24 protein-coding genes are annotated in these 15911 nt (G+C 39.2%); 10 read left to right on the plus strand and 14 right to left on the minus strand.

Translation table 11 applies throughout. From position 1 onward, the window contains the following. The coding region (locus BW716_RS32505; protein ID WP_143709160.1) for an SDR family oxidoreductase at positions 1 to 365 on the plus strand (365 nt) is incomplete at its 5' end. A 155-nt stretch (positions 366 to 520) separates the two neighbouring features. On the opposite strand, the gene BW716_RS32510 is transcribed toward BW716_RS32505, so the two are convergent. The 7 genes from BW716_RS32510 to BW716_RS32540 form a co-directional block, all read right to left on the minus strand. Further along, positions 521 to 1153, minus strand: a complete 633-nt coding sequence (locus BW716_RS32510; RefSeq protein WP_083730227.1) for a hypothetical protein — start codon at positions 1151 to 1153, stop codon at positions 521 to 523. 9 nt (positions 1154 to 1162) lie between these two features. Beyond that, the gene (locus BW716_RS32515) at positions 1163 to 1357 is read right to left on the minus strand and encodes a hypothetical protein (protein ID WP_083730228.1); all 195 of its coding nucleotides are present in this window, start codon (positions 1355 to 1357) and stop codon (positions 1163 to 1165) included. Between the two features lie 131 nt (positions 1358 to 1488). Continuing rightward, complete coding sequence (locus BW716_RS32520) at positions 1489 to 1683, minus strand: hypothetical protein (protein ID WP_083730229.1); 195 nt, start codon at positions 1681 to 1683, stop codon at positions 1489 to 1491. Between the two features lie 130 nt (positions 1684 to 1813). Continuing rightward, complete coding sequence (locus tag BW716_RS32525; protein ID WP_083730230.1) at positions 1814 to 2008, minus strand: hypothetical protein; 195 nt, start codon at positions 2006 to 2008, stop codon at positions 1814 to 1816. 295 nt (positions 2009 to 2303) lie between these two features. Then, positions 2304 to 3833 carry a TROVE domain-containing protein gene (locus tag BW716_RS32530; RefSeq protein WP_083730231.1) on the minus strand — a complete coding sequence of 510 codons (1530 nt, stop codon included), beginning with the start codon at positions 3831 to 3833 and terminating at the stop codon, positions 2304 to 2306. Between the two features lie 81 nt (positions 3834 to 3914). Beyond that, the gene (locus tag BW716_RS32535; RefSeq protein ID WP_083730232.1) at positions 3915 to 4730 is read right to left on the minus strand and encodes an ATP/GTP-binding protein; all 816 of its coding nucleotides are present in this window, start codon (positions 4728 to 4730) and stop codon (positions 3915 to 3917) included. Positions 4731 to 4744: 14 nt separating this feature from the next. Then, the gene (locus BW716_RS32540) at positions 4745 to 6148 is read right to left on the minus strand and encodes a PQQ-dependent sugar dehydrogenase (protein WP_083730233.1); all 1404 of its coding nucleotides are present in this window, start codon (positions 6146 to 6148) and stop codon (positions 4745 to 4747) included. Between the two features lie 114 nt (positions 6149 to 6262). On the opposite strand from BW716_RS32540, the gene BW716_RS32545 reads away from it, so the two are divergent. The 3 genes from BW716_RS32545 (at position 6263) to BW716_RS32555 (ending at position 7797) form a co-directional block, all read left to right on the plus strand. Beyond that, on the plus strand, positions 6263 to 6892 hold the full coding sequence (locus tag BW716_RS32545; protein WP_083730234.1) for a YiiX family permuted papain-like enzyme: 630 nt from the start codon (positions 6263 to 6265) through the stop codon (positions 6890 to 6892). Between the two features lie 162 nt (positions 6893 to 7054). Then, complete coding sequence (locus tag BW716_RS32550) at positions 7055 to 7372, plus strand: hypothetical protein (protein WP_083730235.1); 318 nt, start codon at positions 7055 to 7057, stop codon at positions 7370 to 7372. Positions 7373 to 7428: 56 nt separating this feature from the next. Next, a complete protein-coding gene (locus BW716_RS32555) occupies positions 7429 to 7797 on the plus strand; it encodes a DoxX family protein (protein ID WP_083730236.1) in 369 nt (122 codons plus the stop codon). Positions 7798 to 7800: 3 nt separating this feature from the next. Here the strand turns inward: BW716_RS32555 and BW716_RS32560 are convergent, their stop codons facing one another. Beyond that, positions 7801 to 9147: a hypothetical protein gene (locus tag BW716_RS32560; RefSeq protein WP_083730237.1), complete on the minus strand. Its 1347-nt coding sequence runs from the start codon at positions 9145 to 9147 to the stop codon at positions 7801 to 7803. Between the two features lie 223 nt (positions 9148 to 9370). On the opposite strand from BW716_RS32560, the gene BW716_RS32565 reads away from it, so the two are divergent. After that, a complete protein-coding gene (locus tag BW716_RS32565) occupies positions 9371 to 9910 on the plus strand; it encodes a hypothetical protein (RefSeq protein WP_083730238.1) in 540 nt (179 codons plus the stop codon). A 104-nt stretch (positions 9911 to 10014) separates the two neighbouring features. Next, the gene (locus tag BW716_RS37225) at positions 10015 to 10179 is read left to right on the plus strand and encodes a hypothetical protein (protein ID WP_179091371.1); all 165 of its coding nucleotides are present in this window, start codon (positions 10015 to 10017) and stop codon (positions 10177 to 10179) included. Positions 10180 to 10264: 85 nt separating this feature from the next. On the opposite strand, the gene BW716_RS32570 is transcribed toward BW716_RS37225, so the two are convergent. Then, a complete protein-coding gene (locus BW716_RS32570; protein ID WP_143709161.1) occupies positions 10265 to 10726 on the minus strand; it encodes a hypothetical protein in 462 nt (153 codons plus the stop codon). A 94-nt stretch (positions 10727 to 10820) separates the two neighbouring features. Between BW716_RS32570 and BW716_RS32575 the strand changes: the two genes are divergently transcribed. Next, positions 10821 to 11234, plus strand: a complete 414-nt coding sequence (locus tag BW716_RS32575) for a hypothetical protein (RefSeq protein ID WP_143709162.1) — start codon at positions 10821 to 10823, stop codon at positions 11232 to 11234. A gap of 151 nt (positions 11235 to 11385) precedes the next feature. On the opposite strand, the gene BW716_RS32580 is transcribed toward BW716_RS32575, so the two are convergent. The 5 genes from BW716_RS32580 to BW716_RS32600 form a co-directional block, all read right to left on the minus strand. After that, positions 11386 to 11838 carry a hypothetical protein gene (locus BW716_RS32580; RefSeq protein ID WP_083730241.1) on the minus strand — a complete coding sequence of 151 codons (453 nt, stop codon included), beginning with the start codon at positions 11836 to 11838 and terminating at the stop codon, positions 11386 to 11388. Between the two features lie 607 nt (positions 11839 to 12445). After that, positions 12446 to 12745, minus strand: a complete 300-nt coding sequence (locus BW716_RS32585; protein WP_083730242.1) for a hypothetical protein — start codon at positions 12743 to 12745, stop codon at positions 12446 to 12448. After that, positions 12742 to 13044 (minus strand): Imm53 family immunity protein, encoded by a 303-nt coding sequence (locus tag BW716_RS32590; protein ID WP_083730243.1) that lies wholly within the window; start codon positions 13042 to 13044, stop codon positions 12742 to 12744. Before BW716_RS32590 ends, BW716_RS32585 begins: the two co-directional genes overlap by 4 nt. A 5-nt stretch (positions 13045 to 13049) precedes the next feature. Continuing rightward, positions 13050 to 13829, minus strand: coding sequence for a transposase (locus BW716_RS32595; protein ID WP_083730244.1), 780 nt, complete (start codon positions 13827 to 13829; stop codon positions 13050 to 13052). Positions 13830 to 13926: 97 nt separating this feature from the next. Further along, complete coding sequence (locus tag BW716_RS32600; RefSeq protein WP_083730245.1) at positions 13927 to 14214, minus strand: hypothetical protein; 288 nt, start codon at positions 14212 to 14214, stop codon at positions 13927 to 13929. A gap of 249 nt (positions 14215 to 14463) precedes the next feature. On the opposite strand from BW716_RS32600, the gene BW716_RS32605 reads away from it, so the two are divergent. From BW716_RS32605 to BW716_RS32615, 3 genes are all read left to right on the plus strand, one after another. Continuing rightward, complete coding sequence (locus BW716_RS32605; protein WP_083730246.1) at positions 14464 to 15084, plus strand: hypothetical protein; 621 nt, start codon at positions 14464 to 14466, stop codon at positions 15082 to 15084. Further along, a complete protein-coding gene (locus BW716_RS32610) occupies positions 15071 to 15325 on the plus strand; it encodes a hypothetical protein (RefSeq protein ID WP_083730247.1) in 255 nt (84 codons plus the stop codon). The genes BW716_RS32605 and BW716_RS32610 overlap by 14 nt, the downstream gene beginning before the upstream one ends. Positions 15326 to 15453: 128 nt before the next feature. Then, complete coding sequence (locus tag BW716_RS32615) at positions 15454 to 15723, plus strand: hypothetical protein (protein WP_083730248.1); 270 nt, start codon at positions 15454 to 15456, stop codon at positions 15721 to 15723. The last annotated feature ends 188 nt before the right edge of the window (positions 15724 to 15911 follow it).

Raw genomic sequence — 15911 nt, forward strand, 5'->3', positions numbered from 1 at the left:
GGGTGTGTAAGTGGAGTAATAATGGGACTATTATCAACTTCTCTTCTTCTACTACCCGTTTATTATTGCCTACTTATGGGCCTTATGTAGCTACCAAGGGAGCGGTAGAGCAGATGACACGTGTATTTGCGAAAGAGGTAGGGGCAAGGGGAATTAATGTGAATGTGGTATCTCCTGGTCCTACTAATACAGAGTTGTTTCTGAATGGGAAGACGCCTGAGGCGTTGGAGAGGTTGGCGGGATTGTCAGCGTTTAACAGGATTGGTGAGCCGGAGGATATAGCGAAGGTGGTGGCTTTTTTGGTGAGTGATGATGCGAAGTGGATCAGTGGGCAGAACATAGGAGCGAATGGAGGGATGGCGTAGTTAAAGTGACAAGGTGGAAAATGAAGTGGGGGGCATTACTGGATTGGCGAGGGGATGGATTCGTTTCTGAGTGGGCTGTATTTATTGGGGAATAGTGGGGTGAAGGATTAAATTTCATTAGGGGTTAAATTTTTCACGCATAAGTGGTTGTTTATTTATGCCGCTTTATACCATTCCGGGTCTTCGAGTCTTGGGAGGAAGAAGCCTTTGATACAGTTTGGATTACGAACACAGACCTGGATATGGGTTTGGTCGTAGAAGCCGGAGTCTTCGTAGATGGGATTGCCTTCTATGAAGACGCAGCGGACTGTGTCGAAGGGGATTTCTCCGGTTTTGATTATTTCCCTATGTAATGTTTCAATTACGTTGTAATCCAAACCCCGTAATACTTTATCTTTTGGATTAAGAGATCCCGGGGCAGGCCTGTTTTTAGGCATAGGAGTGTTTATCTCACAGAATGTGTCTTTTAAAAGATAATATGATTCCCTGATTCTATCGATATACGATTTGTCAGTGAGATCAAGACAATTTCCAAGGCTAAAAACCGCTCCCAGTACAGCCGGATTATCTATTTTACTTTTACCAGGTGGATTTTTAGCAAAGTCCATCGCTCTTGCATGATTGTTTTGCCAAAAATAAATTCCTGATCCAAGCCAGTCATATCCATTATGGCTGGCTTTCATCCTAATCTGACCCAGAATGATTTGGTCCCTGATGGATTGATCACATCCATGGAAACCCAATAAAAGACCCTGGTCAGATGAATAAATGATTCTTGAATTATTCATATGTGAGTTTTAAGATTTTTTGTCTGATACACCATATCTTCTATCTGCTATCTTCCAATGTTCCTCAGTCATTTGGCTGAAAAGTTCTTCCAATCCTAATTCTTCAATTAATTCTTTCCTATATTCCGGATCGTTCTTTACCCGTTCCCGTGCTTTTCTCAGCATTTCCATATGCCTTTGGTATTCTGCATAACCACCGTACATAAATTTTAGTTTTTAAAAGTGAAGAAAAATAAATGATTTGATCCTTCAATGGATTGATCACATCCATGGAAACCCAATAAAAGACCCTGGTCAGATGAATAAATGATTCTTGAATTATTCATATGTGAGTTTTAAGATTTTTTGTCTGATACACCATATCTTCTATCTGCTATTTCCCAGTGTTCCTCAGTCATTTGGCTAAAAAGTTCTTCCAATCCTAATTTTTTAATAAACGCTTCCCGATATACCGGATCGTTCTTTACGCGTTCCCGGGCCTTTTTCAGCATTTCCATATCTCTTTCGTGTTCTGCATAACCACCGTACATAATTTTATATTTTTAAACGTGAATAAATTAAATGATTTGATCCTTCAATGGATTGATCACCTCCATGGAAACCCAATAAAAGCCCCTGGTCAGATGAATAAATGATACTTGAATTATTCATATGTCTGGTTTAAGATTTTTTGTCTGATACACCATATCTTCTATCTGCTATTTCCCAGTGTTCCTCAGTCATTTGGCTAAAAAGTTTTTCCAACCCTAATTTGTCAATAACTTGCTGCCTGTATTCCGGATCGTTCTTTACCCGTTCCCGTGCCTTTCTCATTATTTCCATATATCTTTCGTGTTCTGCATAACCGCCATACATGATTTTACATTTTTAAACGTGAATAAATTGAATAATTTGACCCTCCAAAGGTAAATAATTTCAACCCGAAAAAACAAATAAAAACAGCCACTGTATTGGTTTTTATCGTTTCGATCGCCGCATTTTCAAAATAAAAAAAGCCCGTCCAAAGACGAGCTTTTAGAAAGCCAAAAGGGTAAAAAGAATAAGGGTCGGTTTTTTTCAATTTAAAGAATGAAGTAACCCGTTATAACGACACCTTCGCTTTACTATTTTTTGAGGTTTAACTATGAATGAATCTCAGGGCATAAACAAACTAGAATGTCAACGCCTTTATATGCTTCACCGCATCCTGCCCGTTCTCTATCGCTGCTAATATCTCAAATACCTTATCACTCCACCCACTTATCAAAAACACATCATTTCCCCCCACACTCACCGGTGTCTGACCTAATCCAGCCAAATCAAACAAATACAACTTCGCATGTGGAACCATGTATTTATACAGCTGCCACTGCGCTGCCAGCGTATTCTGATCATTCTGATTATTCGTTGTACTATCCCACATCTGGCAATCTGTAAACATCATCACCTTATCCGCTACATGTTTACTCTTTATCAGATCAGCCAATACTTTATAACCATTCGTGCTATAACCCACCTCACCTTCTCTCCTGTAAAACGCATCCACATTTGCCAGTATATTCTTCTTAGGAAGATCAACCACCTTCCACTTATCACCAAACATACCCGTTATCACATTTTTGCATTTATACTGCAGCAACATACCTAGCAATAATCCAATATCATAGTATTTCACCACACTTCGTGCTGATAAGGCTGTCTGCATAGAACCAGATACATCACAGGCAATCACGATACGCGTATCATCATCAAATCCCTTCAGGTGCTGTACTGAAATCTTTATTGCTGTTTCCAGCGCTTCCAGCACATCCTTTGTTCTTTTATGTTTTACCTGTTTCAATTCACGGTAGGCAGACAAAAATCTAAAAGGCAATTGCTTTGAATGCAATACTGCTTTTTCATCAGTCAGGTGTGCACAAACCTTTTTAATAATCCTGTCATCCACATCTGCCTGCAATAGGTTACGCAGGTTACGTATCATTGCCATATACCCCATCATGTTAGAGTCGATCAATTGTTCCCACGCATAGCGAAAGGCCTTTTGCCTATCGCCAGCGTCGGAATACTTTACCTGACCGGTAGTTGTCAGGGTCGTCTCCCAGGTATAGGGTACCTGTAGTTCATCCTGCGCAATTTTATCGAACAGTAACTGCTGATCATCATCCTTTGGTTTTGGATGAACAATAAACAGGGCATCTTTTAATGTTACTGCCGCTGCGCGGTTATATTTTGCAAACTGATATTCATCAAATTTGTTGAATGCCATCGACAGTCCCTTTTGTATCTGCTTGCTCAGGCGATGTAACTTTTTAGTCTCCTGTCGTTTATTAGACAGGGCATAGCATGCCAGCAGCTCAGTAATTTCATCTGCGCGCTGTACTACTCTGTTCACCATATTACTCACCAATGCATTTCCAGTATGCACCTTCGCCAGCTCTACAGCCAGCGCCAGCGGAATACTACGCAGGTACATTTTTTCACGGGCATATACAGCCAGGCGGGCTACGAACTGCGGATCATTTTTTTTGATCAGCTCACGTATGCGCACCAGCCGGTTTTCACTTCCTTCATAAAACTGGTCATGGAAAGAAGCTGTAACAACAGCACTATACAGTTCCAGCTCTGGTGTAAGGTTGTAAGCCCTTGCACCTTCGTAGTTAACAGTGGAGGATACGTCCTTCTTTGATGTATTGAATCTCATGACGGTTTTTGTTTTCGTTTGTGATAACAATACAAAGGTTGGACGCAAGTGCGCAGTTTTTTTGCGCACTCAAAAAAAGTTTTATTTTAATTTATAGGCTACAATCGTATTTTTAAAAAAGGTAGGTACATATAATGTTTGTGTCGCTGCATTATACCATATATCAGCAGTATTACTTTTTTGCTCGCGGGTGTCAAGCAATACCTGTTTGGAACCGTCTGTCTTTACATAATAGATAATACCCTGCCAGCCACTTATCACGAATTCATTTTCTTTTACCTGCACAATTCCATCTGTACTGCCTTCCAATCCTTCTGCAATGATAGTAGGGTTTTTCTGCGCATCTATTTGTACCAGTTTACCGTTAGTCAATGCATAGAGCATGGACCCAACTGCCAATAACCCATTTGCATTATCCATGTTTTCAAGGTACACAGCTGGTTGCCCATCTTTAATTCTGTGAATTTTGTTGGCTCTGGAATCACTTACATACACCACACCTTTGGCATCTATGGTAATGTCATTGAGCATCTTTGCACCTTCGATGGGGATCCTGCGTACGATGGTACTGGTTTTGACATCAATCTCGGCTACAGCTGTCAGCTCCGCCACATACAGATGACCTTTATACAATCCCATGCCCTTGTTGGCATTCAAGCCCCTGACCCATTCTTTGGTAATGATCTTACCATCCAGTGCTACTTTACTGATATAGCCGCTGCCTTCCTGTTTAGTACCCATGCTGGAAACGTATAAGAACTGTCCACTGGGCGCCAGCAGGGCAGATTCCGGGGTAGTAAGCAGGGTATCCGTCTGCCATAACTTTTCCAGTGAGTGCTGGGCGAATAATGATACATGCGTAAAGATGATCGCGATTGCAATAAAGGTTGTTTTCATAATTATGTTATTTATTAACGTGGCGTAATTCGTAACAGCGCATCCGGACTATTGGTGATCACGTATATCGCACCATCCGGACCTATCTTCACATCCCTGACCCGGCCATAGCCTTTTAACAGGATTTCCTGTTCAGTCACTTTATCTTTGTTAATGACGAGTCGTCTTACTTCTTGATATTTTAAAGCGGTGACCAGCAGGTTGTTTTTCCATTTTAAAAACAGCGGTCCTTTTACAAACTCAATGGCACTGACAGCGATGGATGGGGTCCAGTAAGTAACAGGCTGCTCCATGCCTTCGTGGCTGGTTTCATTGGATATAATACTACCATCGTACCCTATGCCATACGTAATGGCTGGCCAGCCATAATTAGCACCGCTTTTCAGCAGATTGAGTTCATCTCCACCCTGTGGGCCATGTTCTGTTTCATAAATAAGGCCCGTAACGGGGTGTTGGGCAATTCCCTGGGCATTCCTGTTACCCCAGGTATAAATGGCCTGTAAACGGTCCGTCTGGCCATAAAATGGATTGTCTGTAGGAATAGAACCATCCCTGTGAATGCGGTATACCTTGCCGGCTGGCTTTGCCAGGTCCTGGGCATATGCTGCATGGTCCATATCACCAATGGTGAAATAAAGATAGCCCTGTTTATCAATTAAGAACCGGCAACCCCAACGGGTACCGCCACCGACCTGTAGTGAATCCGGCACCTGGAATAGTACCTGCTCATCCTGCCACTGGTAATTTTTGATCTTACCTCTTACAATCCGGGTCATTCCCGGTGTTTTCTTATCTTTTGAATGCACTGTATTGTGACTGTAAGCCAGGTATATCCAGCCTGTTTTGGCATAATCCGGATCAAGTGCCAGGTCCATCAGCCCGCCAAAATTGTCGTAGGCATATGTTTCGGGTACCCCGGTGATCTTATGCGTATCCAGTTTTCCATCCAATACCCAATACAATTCACCTCTTTTCCCGGTTATCAGGGCACGGTGTGCATTGACAAATTCAATACCATAGGGATCGGTGATTCCCCTGGTGATCAGTTCCTGGATGCGTAGTGAATACAACTTTGTTTTGACCAGTAAGGGCTTTTTCTCTTTTTTGACGATCTGTGGAGAATGTTGTGCTTTGAGAATATAGTCCGTTACCGCCTGAATATCAGCATCTGGGATCACTCCCTGCCATTTGATCATTTCAGTTTTAGGAATGCCGGTTCGGATGGTATGCAGAATCGATGCCCTGTCATTTCCGAATTTCCACGTAGGTTTGATCAGTGCGGTAGCTGCACCGCCCTGTAGTTGGCCACCATGGCAGCCTGCGCAATACTTCCTATATACCTCGTCTCCCGGAGGAGCCAATGTAAAAGAGGAGATGCATATTAATACAGCTATAAGAAGGCCTGCTACGCTTTTCATAAGGTCAACATTTCAGCGTGTTATAACCGAATATAAGAAAGGAAAGGGGCAAAAAGAAGAATATTATGCATAAACCGTTTGTCTAAAATCTATTACCTTGTATTGACAATACATATGAAGAAAGGAATACTCATTATTGCCCTTTTAGGTTTGACCCTGTTCATTGGTGTAAACGCCAGAAAAAGATTTGTAACTCCCCTTGCCATTCACAGTGGAGATCTGATTTTCCAGACCTCTCAGTCCGCACAAAGCAAGGCGATCCGGTTGGCCACAAAATCCAGGTACTCTCATTGTGGAATCGTGTATAAAGAAGGCGATAAATTTTATGTGTTCGAAGTCGTGCAGCCGGTAAAGCGAACGCCGCTGGATCAATGGATTGCGAGAGGGAAAGGTGGCCATTATGTGATTAAACGACTGAAGAATGCGGATAAAGTGTTGACGCCAGATGCGTTGAAAAAAATGCAGCAGGTAGGAAAGACGTTTACCGGTAAAAATTACGACCTTACTTTTGAATGGAGTGATGACCGGATGTATTGTTCAGAACTCATCTGGAAAGTTTATCAACGGGCCACAGGTATTGAAATCGGAAAATTGGAGAAGTTAAGTGATTTTGATCTGACGAGTGATGTGGTCAAAGCTAAGATGAAAGAACGATATGGGAATAATATTCCGAAAGATGAAGTGGTGATTTCCCCAAAAGCAATATTTGAGAGCGAACTGTTAGCAACGATTATTGATAAGTAATGCCTATGAAAGTATCAATTTCTCAATTGATGGAATGGTTGACAATACAGTTGGTTATCTTTACATCGCACACAAAAAAGATTTACCTGAAATGAATCCCGGCTGATTGATCATGTTGAAAGAAATAGGAGATGGCTGGTACATTTATAAGACAACCTGATAATGAGCAAAAGGAAATACTCAAAAGCAACAATAGCCATTATAAATGAATTAAAAACCGATCAACGGGCCTACCGGTACGAAGAAGACGGTAATAAATATGGGTTACTGATCCTCTACCGTGGAGAAACCTTGTTTTACCAGGAAAATGACCGTGCCCTGCTGTGTGAGATCGCAGCGAGGTTTGCAGTCATTAACCCTGAAACAATTGCTCAATGGGATGATAATACTGACATTAACTCAGATGAACGCGCGGCTATCCTTGATAAAATCATGACACTTTACAAAAAAGCATACAAAGACGATCTGAAAATTTATTAGAGAAAATTTGCGTAGTTAAATAGCTACGCATATATTTGTAGTCAAATAGCTACATAATGACAAAGCGAAACAATATCATCTATTGGACAGCGACTATTTTCCTTTCCTTATTTATGTTTGTAGGGGGAATAGCGCAGATTCTCAGACAAAAGGACAATGTGGATGGAATTATCCATTTGGGATACCCGCTTTATTTCATGACCATCCTTGGGGTGTGGAAAATATTGGGTGTCATCGCGATCCTCACACCCCGGTTTCCGCTGGTAAAAGAATGGGCGTATGCAGGATTTTTCTTTGCCATGACAGGCGCTGTCATTTCTCACATTGCTGCAGGAGATCAATTTGCACATTTCATAGCACCACTGGTATTTGCAATACTGACCGTGGTATCCTGGTATTTCAGACCTGCAGGTAGAAAGCTGTAAGGGTCAGGACAGCTGGTCCCATATCTCCCTGAAATCCTCGTCGCGCAATACTTCGCCCAGGTCGTAAGCATCATACCCGGTAGAACGTATCGCATCTCTGCATTGTAGCAATAGTTGTACACATTTTTCTTTATTGCCTGATTTTATGGCAAGCCTTGCCATGGAAATGTAAGGATGTGAATAGTAATTTCTGCCCAGTACGGCCGCCAGTTGCAGCTTTTCTTCTGCCTGGTGGTTGATGGAGGGAGACTTGTAATCGTAGGCCATTCCGGTATAGGCAAGCAGGAAATCGCCCCAGTAAAGATTCAGCTGAAAATCCTCTTCATGCTTATATACCTGTGCAAAAAGCTGTAGTCCGTGTTCAAAGGTATTGATCAGTTTTTCGTAAGCCCCCTGCTCATGATAGATCTGCGCGATGGCAAGCAATGCGTTAGTGGCATATACAGGAAAGGTCCAGGCAGCGGGCTGTTGTACATGACCTTTGGTGAAAAACTCTACCGAAATCCAGTAATATGCCAGTTTCAAATCGTTCTCTTTCAATCTTTTGGCAGTATCTGCAAATCCTTTGCCCAAACGGTTCAGCAGTTCAGGATCTTCTGTATAATGGCCTTCAAGTGGCTGTAACAGCAAGGCTGTTTGCGCGACCATTATAGCCTTGTATGCTGTATCAATTTCCGGCGAGTCGTGAAAGAGGATGTAATGGTAAGTTTCAGCCCAGTCGAGGTAAACGAGTGGATGTTTTTCTGCCAGTTCATGCATAGCGCCTTCGAACTCATGTAACAGCCGCTGATGCCAGTAATGGTTCTGCTCAAAAGGAAGACTGCGTACCCTGAAGCATAGATGAACCAACGCCCTGATAGCAGTGATATCCCTGAGCACAGGTCTGAAAAAATACAGTAATTCAGTGAACGCTTCAGTCGTGAATTGCTTTGTGATTTCCATTTTATCCGTCAGCGCCCTCACCATAGACATTTGTATGTCGGTGGTTTGTGGAGCGATGTTGTAAATGCGGATAGCTTCCTGGATGTAACGTACCTTATCCTCAAATACTTTCGCACGATCTGCCAGGTTTTGGTAACAATAGCCCCGTTCCTGGGAGTATAGCTGATCGGGAAAGAAATGCTGAATGGAGTCGATAATACCGAGCAGGTAAAAGATAAAGTCTTCCGGGTTGCTTACTTTATCGCAGTCCAGGTCATACACACCATAGGAGTAAACCATATCATAGGCGGCAATTATTTCTTCCTTATATTCTTCCAGTTGGGTAGGTGAAAGGCTTTCTACCAGGGCATCCATTTCTTCGACGTCATATCTTTCGGCCAGTTCTTTCAGCTGAGGGATGATATTCATTTGCTAAAAATAATCAAAGAGAACAATTTTTCCGAGGGGTAAGATTAATAGCTAAGCTATAATATTATCAGGTTACCATAAGTACATTAAAAGGACATCTTTATATCAATTTGATATTGAGGTGCCCATTAAGTGATGTGTTAGTACTCATTTGGCGTTATTGTCGCATTATTCTTTCAAAGAATTGTTTTAAATTGATCTTACAACCCCAAAATTGTTTGTTATGGCTATTGTCAAGGATAACTTACTACTTCAGTCCGTGGAGGGCACTCTCGGCAATCAATTCACAATTTATAAACGGAACGGGCAGATTATCATAGCGAAGAAGCGTGGTCCGTCAAAGAACAAGCCGACTAAAAAGCAGCTGGAAGCGAGGTATAAGATGCGCGTTGCGGCAGCTTATGCAAAGGTGATCATACAGGATCCTGATATAAAGGCATATTATAAATCACTGGCCGGACCGGGCCAGAATGCCTATAATATGGCCGTGAAAGATGCTTACAAGTCGCCCGAGATTCAGAATATTCAGTTCGAAGACGAGACCTTAGTGGTAACGGCAAAGGAAGAATTCAGGGTAGCGGAAGTGGAAGTACGGGTGCATGATGCAGCGGGTGTAATGCTGGAAAGAGGGAAGGCGGTTTTAGGTCGGAATGGCGTGGATTGGTATTATAAGGCTGCGGGTTTACCGGCTGGTGGCAAGGTTGTGGTAGTGGCGGTAGACCTGCCGGGGAATGGAACGGTCAGGGAAATAAGGGTAGAATAAATGGGGTATTGGAAATTAGAAAGTGGTAATCCTTTCTCATTCTAATCTTAGGCTGAATGAATTGAAGGCGGCAAAACGGACCTTCATTTTCTGCTGTGATTAGTATGGAAAAAGCTCCTGGTGTAGAACTGCCAGAACTGTTTCAGGCTAATGAACTTTTTAAAGAAGTAAATTCTAAGAACCGTGAACTGATGAAAAAAAGTTTTTTAGTTGATACTTTGGGCAAAGATGAACAGCTAGCCATCAATGATTGGCCTGACTGTCTCTAATAAAAAATAAAGGATAATTTTTCGCAATTGATTGCTCAATAAAATAAAGCAGCATCACTGCGGCTTTGTTGTTATTGTTTTAACTTCACTTTGGTTTTTTCTTATAATAAGGTTTAAACTCTTGTATATAACAAGGTTTATCTGTTTTAAATATACCTTTCTCAAATGCTTCTTTATGTAATTCTGGCAGCTTATCAAATTGTTTCTTTCGAAGCCTATCTACCTTCTTAAGAGTCATAAAATCATAAGTACAGCTTAACATCATTACAACCTCTAATTCATCACATTTATCTACAAGGTTAATAGTTGCTGTTTCCATTCCAACAGACCAAAATAATATTTTATTCACGGAGACAGGGATGTCTATTTGGAAAAAACCATCGAAATCTGTGCTGCCAACTTTAGCTGTATCATTAATCATAATTGTTACTAATGACCCAGTTTCAAAATGATCAGACATCACTCGCCCTTTGATTATTTTATTCTGAGAATAAAGACTATATGTTGAAACAACGCATACAATAAAAGCGAGTATTAATTTTTTCATCTTATTTTCAATCTTTTTTAGGTATATATTCGTGGGTATAATTGTATTCTCCTGCTTCTCATTATATATATTCAAAGACACAAATGAAAACATTATGAGAGTGCACGTAGGAATTTTATTTTTATTATTTTCTTCAATCAAAGTGTATTCCCAATCTCTATTTGATACCATCCACATGCCTATATATAGGTATAAAATACAACGTATCGATTCTGTAGGGTCAGTGTATGTAATATATGCTAAAAAAGACGGCAAAGTTTTGAAAATTGCCTCTCCCAAAAGTATTTTAAATGTAGGAGTACCTATTCAAAAGAGGAAATATTACGATTTGGAACTAATTTCATATTTAGATGAATCAAGAATAAGTGGGAAATTGCATATAGGTGGAATTAATGTAGGTGGCATATTCATAGAACTTGAAGGTGGAAAGGTAATATGGGATCTGTTTTATTGTAAGAACCTAAAAGGTTTATATATTACTCCACCTAATCAGGTTACAAACAAATAGATTGGAGTATATGCCTTTAAATTTTATTAATTGGTAGCGATAATATGCGAAAACCTATCATCATCTTTACCTTTAAATCACTACTTTTTTCTAAAGATAAAGTAGCTGATGAATGGTCATCAGCTACCTGAACATATATATCGCGTTTTAATTATTGAATTAATTGAGCCCCAGGTTTGTCTTTGATCTGTTGTAGCCTTTTTTGGGCCAGTTGCCGAAATGACGCTTTATAATTAGAATCTTCAAATGGCATTTTGATAGAGCATTTTTTATCAAGTGATTTGTTTTGGGTTTTAATAATCTTTTGAAGAGTGATATTATTATATACTCTTTCAAGAATTGCCCATCTTGGTGATTCATAATCATCAGCCGCTTTTGAAGCAGTAAATGTAACGTCAAAACATTCATCAGTTATGAAATGTGGTAAAGTTTTGTCTGAATAGTAGTTTAAACTATCGGCATAGACCCTGATTTTGCGTTCCCACCTATCTCCTTGGCTTATAGATCCCCTTACAAGTACAATATTGGTACTATCCTTTATTTCCTGAGCCCAGAGGGTATGAGTGAAGAATGTTAAAAATAATAGTACATATATGTGTTTCATTTTTCCTATTTAATGAAAATTGGAATGTTAATGTATTGAAATTAATTGAATTGGGGGGATAGTTGTATTTTAAATTTTGTTGTCCACCTAATTTATTTGCAGATCTTGCGTTATCATCATTTTCTGTAGGTTGACCTTTTGGCCATTTCGTATCGACATTGTTGGTCATTTGCTGCATTCCTGGATCAATAATAACTGTAAATAGCTTCTCTTCTTAGTTTAGCCGTTTCTTGGTTATTTTGTCCTACTATATTTTGATACCCTGTAGCGTTTTGAAAGTACCTTAGACCATGTGACATTTCCTTTTCGGGAGTATCAGTATAGGTTTCTATCCCTCCATTATAGGGTACAGAAATACTATTTCGCAATAATCTCGTCAAAATATTTTATAAGGGTAATATATCCTGCATATACATCCCCTCCTGGCTTACGATTTTAATCTATGTAGTATTTCATTCTCCCGGCACTCCGATACTAACATTGCATACAGAGATTTAGAAAAAAATATTTAGATCATCATCTATCATTTTATTTTTAGCCGCTGCAGATATTGTTGTTTCATACTTTTTCAGCATCGCTACAATCTGGATTCCTGCTTACTGTATTGCTATTCTGTGATTTTTATCTTGCGTATATTCTTTTTGTCTCTGTAAAAAATCCAGATCAGTACATACAATTTAATCAGGTCTGGTAAGTCTTCTATAGCAACATCCATGTTATACCCTATTATTGTCGAAAGTATAAATGGCTGATACTGGTACAATTCATCAGTTATATTATTTGCATGATCAAAATCATTCATGCGGCTTTCTATCTCGGTTTTAACGGCAGCAATCTGTTTGATATCCGTTTGTTCCTTAAATAAGGAAATGAGGTGCCTTCTTATTCTTAAGTTGTTTGCTATCAAATGTTATCAGGATACATTTCTACTAATTCTTTAAATTTTTCCAGCAACAATTCTAGTTTGGTTAGATCTCCTGCAGCAAAATACTCTTTGTTTTTAACCTTCACAAAATACCAATCATCCTCTGTTTTGTCTTCCTGAATTACCATTTCTAAATTTTCCAAATTAGTCTCAGCCAGGTCAATAGTAACGTGCCAGCCAGGATTGTCGGATATACCGATATTAATTCCATACATATGCTCCCAGTCGCCATTGCATTGAGAACGCACCCAATCAGATATCCATGTAAGTATTGTACTCATATCGCTTAATTTAATTTAAAAATTACACCTGGAGTCGTGAATCTGTTATTTCTGGGAAAGTCCGCAGGATCGGCGGCACGCACTCCACCTGGAATATTCTTACCCTGTACATGAGGAGTGGATTCAAACTCATCTTCCCTGCTATTACTCAATGCATATTTATATTCAATTTCTCCAGAAGGAGTAGGCATTGCCCGTATTATCATCACCAGTCTTCTATAATCTTCACTTTCACCATCCCAGGTATAAACTGTTTGTAAATACCCCTTACATACTAAGTCTCCTTTACCTGTTTGTCTTAAACGTATTTGGCGCCATTTTTTAGAACTCTTTTCCGGGCATAGCTCTCTTATTTTGACAGCTTTACTATCTGATTTATACCGGGTTGGATTACGGCCCCTTTCTCCTTGCTTTTCGGATAGATAAATATTTGGAGGTTCCTGGTATACATATTGGTCTATATGAACATCGAGTACATAAAGAAGCTCCATATCGTCAAGTGTTTGACGGAAATGATTACTGTTTCCATAAAGTCCATCAGCACCAACAATTTCAAACCTAGTGCCCAGATTAACCTGCAGTTTTACTATATCCAAAGAAAGATCTATTTTACTGCGGTATACACGCCTTTCTTTAGGTATACCGACGGCTTTGCAACGCTTCTTGTTACTTGTCCAATCTTTCGGTAAAAAGATTGATCGATTCCGGCGGGCATATTTTTCAAGCCGTTTGATTTCGGCTGGTTGTGTCCTCGATTGACCATGTCTTATATTTGTAGTATTGATTTATATACATCTAAGTTCTGATTTTTTCCTATTTTAACATGCAAAAGTAGAATTAAGTACCTCGCTTTATTTTTCAATGCCAAACAGTTTGAGCTAATTATAATTCCTTATAACGTATTTTTAATAACGTTAAAAAGGATTCCTTCATAAAAGGTATGTCGGTGCGAATTTTATCAGGCTTGACACTTGAGCACTTTTCATCCATCTTTTTATCATTATTTGCGATGATTTTCCCTAAAGCACTTTTATTGTTTACCTTTTGCAGGATTTTCCAGCGCGGCGATATTCTGTCATGTGGACCATTGTCAATGTTTGTAGCCATCGCCTTCAATGAAGGCGTTCCAATTTGGCTATTTATAAAGGTTCCTTTAGCTGCATTATTCATGCCTGAAGCATCTTTAAAATTGTTAAATGCTGCTGTTGCATTAAGGATAACCTGGTCAGTCGTTCCCGTAAAAATCGTTTTTTGCCATCAATTGTTACAGATATAGTAACTGGTAAATTGGCGGCATCCATTATTTGGTCCTTTATGAGAAAAGAAAATGGGGTAACTCCCAGAGCAGAGCCGCAGATCAATTGAACGCCTAACCCTAAACCTTTAGATATGAAAAAAAATGCCTAAACCGCAATCTTTATGAGATGGATATTCGCCTTATTAATTAGCACCACGCTTTATGGACAATCATCCTCCTTAGATGAGATAAACATTAAATGGAACAAAAGAACGTTGTCTGATATGGCTGCCCAATTAAAATCTGAAATTAATGATCCTAAATTATATTATCGGGATTCTATAAGTTATTCAACCTATTTGGAAATGTTATCAGTCGATAGCATTGATGAAATTTCAGATCGTTTCACATTTTTGAAACATGTATCATTATTCTATCCTGATTTTTTTAATGATTATTATGTTATTGAATTAACGAAATTAGGAGAATTGCTAAGAACATTTAAGTTTATCGCAGAAGTAAATGGGAATAATACAGTGAATGTTTATGGATTTTGGATGGTTGCTGGTGATTGGGAATCTGTAGGTATAAGAAAAGGAATTAAATTAGAAATAAGGGGGTTAAATGAAATACTTGTTGATACGAAGGGCTTTAATATGGAAGATATTATTGTTACTCAATTTAAGGGGGATAATGTGCTCTTTTCAAAGTATTTTGGTGTTTTTGCATTACCAGGTGGTAACTTTATTACTAAGGTTCTATCCATGTATCTTTCGTCTTACGAGAGATATGATAATAGATAAGTTTAATGTGCAAAAGGTTGGAGCGCTTGGGATTGCGTTAACTTTAACCGACGCAGCAGTTGGTGAACGTGGATTTACGACAAAACATGCAATTGACCTCGCAATGGGTCCGGCAGGGTTTATACCTGTATATGGTACCGCAATTGGTGTCACATGGTTTGTTGGTAATCTGATTTCCACAGCTGCTACAGGTCGAAGTATATCAGATAGTATTCAAAAAATGATTGATGAAAAAGATTAGTAACAAAAAAGGGAATGATGTATAGTCGAATTTTTATAAGTACGTACAAGTATTACTCAAAATTTAAAAATCAAAGCCCACGATTTAGTGCTGCTATGGTACTTGCATTAAGTCAATTTTGTACGCTTATGTTGATACTAATAATCCTGCAAAGAGCATTAATATGGGATGCAGCTAAATATATTCCAAGCAAATTTGTAGTCCTTCCGATTGGTTTTGTTTGGGTATTAACCATCTATAAATACTTTTCTGAAGAAAGGATTAATCTTCTTTTGAAAAGCTTTAATGAATTACCTAAAGGGACACGCCAATTTTGGGCAGTCATGAGCCTGGTGTTCTTTGTATTACCTATGATTTTAATTGCTATTGTTGGTTGGGGACCTCGTCCTCAGTTTTAATTTGTGCTTATTCAACAGTTAAAATAGTGAAATAGCTCCTCTTCTTCATAAGAATTCCTTTTTTATAATGCTGAGTGGAAATACCCAGCATTATAACTATATCATTCGTTTAAAAGGTTATTACATCATTGAAAACATAAAAATACAACCTCTTTTCATTTCTAATTACGAAGTTGTTTAGTCTTTTA

Source organism: [Flexibacter] sp. ATCC 35208 (assembly GCF_001975825.1).
Taxonomy (GTDB): Bacteria; Bacteroidota; Bacteroidia; order Chitinophagales; family Chitinophagaceae; genus Chitinophaga.

Bases quoted from the DNA above. Each gene is read 5' to 3' on its own strand.
- BW716_RS32510 (WP_083730227.1), bottom strand. From the start codon at position 1,153: ATGAATAATTCAAGAATCATTTATTCATCTGACCAGGGTCTTTTATTG.
- BW716_RS32515 (WP_083730228.1), bottom strand. From the start codon at position 1,357: ATGTACGGTGGTTATGCAGAATACCAAAGGCATATGGAAATGCTGAGA.
- BW716_RS32520 (WP_083730229.1), bottom strand. From the start codon at position 1,683: ATGTACGGTGGTTATGCAGAACACGAAAGAGATATGGAAATGCTGAAA.
- BW716_RS32525 (WP_083730230.1), bottom strand. From the start codon at position 2,008: ATGTATGGCGGTTATGCAGAACACGAAAGATATATGGAAATAATGAGA.
- BW716_RS32530 (WP_083730231.1), bottom strand. From the start codon at position 3,833: ATGAGATTCAATACATCAAAGAAGGACGTATCCTCCACTGTTAACTAC.
- BW716_RS32535 (WP_083730232.1), bottom strand. From the start codon at position 4,730: ATGAAAACAACCTTTATTGCAATCGCGATCATCTTTACGCATGTATCA.
- BW716_RS32540 (WP_083730233.1), bottom strand. From the start codon at position 6,148: ATGAAAAGCGTAGCAGGCCTTCTTATAGCTGTATTAATATGCATCTCC.
- BW716_RS32545 (WP_083730234.1), top strand. From the start codon at position 6,263: ATGAAGAAAGGAATACTCATTATTGCCCTTTTAGGTTTGACCCTGTTC.
- BW716_RS32550 (WP_083730235.1), top strand. From the start codon at position 7,055: ATGAGCAAAAGGAAATACTCAAAAGCAACAATAGCCATTATAAATGAA.
- BW716_RS32555 (WP_083730236.1), top strand. From the start codon at position 7,429: ATGACAAAGCGAAACAATATCATCTATTGGACAGCGACTATTTTCCTT.
- BW716_RS32560 (WP_083730237.1), bottom strand. From the start codon at position 9,147: ATGAATATCATCCCTCAGCTGAAAGAACTGGCCGAAAGATATGACGTC.
- BW716_RS32565 (WP_083730238.1), top strand. From the start codon at position 9,371: ATGGCTATTGTCAAGGATAACTTACTACTTCAGTCCGTGGAGGGCACT.
- BW716_RS37225 (WP_179091371.1), top strand. From the start codon at position 10,015: ATGGAAAAAGCTCCTGGTGTAGAACTGCCAGAACTGTTTCAGGCTAAT.
- BW716_RS32570 (WP_143709161.1), bottom strand. From the start codon at position 10,726: ATGAAAAAATTAATACTCGCTTTTATTGTATGCGTTGTTTCAACATAT.
- BW716_RS32575 (WP_143709162.1), top strand. From the start codon at position 10,821: ATGAGAGTGCACGTAGGAATTTTATTTTTATTATTTTCTTCAATCAAA.
- BW716_RS32580 (WP_083730241.1), bottom strand. From the start codon at position 11,838: ATGAAACACATATATGTACTATTATTTTTAACATTCTTCACTCATACC.
- BW716_RS32590 (WP_083730243.1), bottom strand. From the start codon at position 13,044: ATGAGTACAATACTTACATGGATATCTGATTGGGTGCGTTCTCAATGC.
- BW716_RS32600 (WP_083730245.1), bottom strand. From the start codon at position 14,214: ATGAATAATGCAGCTAAAGGAACCTTTATAAATAGCCAAATTGGAACG.
- BW716_RS32605 (WP_083730246.1), top strand. From the start codon at position 14,464: ATGAGATGGATATTCGCCTTATTAATTAGCACCACGCTTTATGGACAA.
- BW716_RS32610 (WP_083730247.1), top strand. From the start codon at position 15,071: ATGATAATAGATAAGTTTAATGTGCAAAAGGTTGGAGCGCTTGGGATT.
- BW716_RS32615 (WP_083730248.1), top strand. From the start codon at position 15,454: ATGTTGATACTAATAATCCTGCAAAGAGCATTAATATGGGATGCAGCT.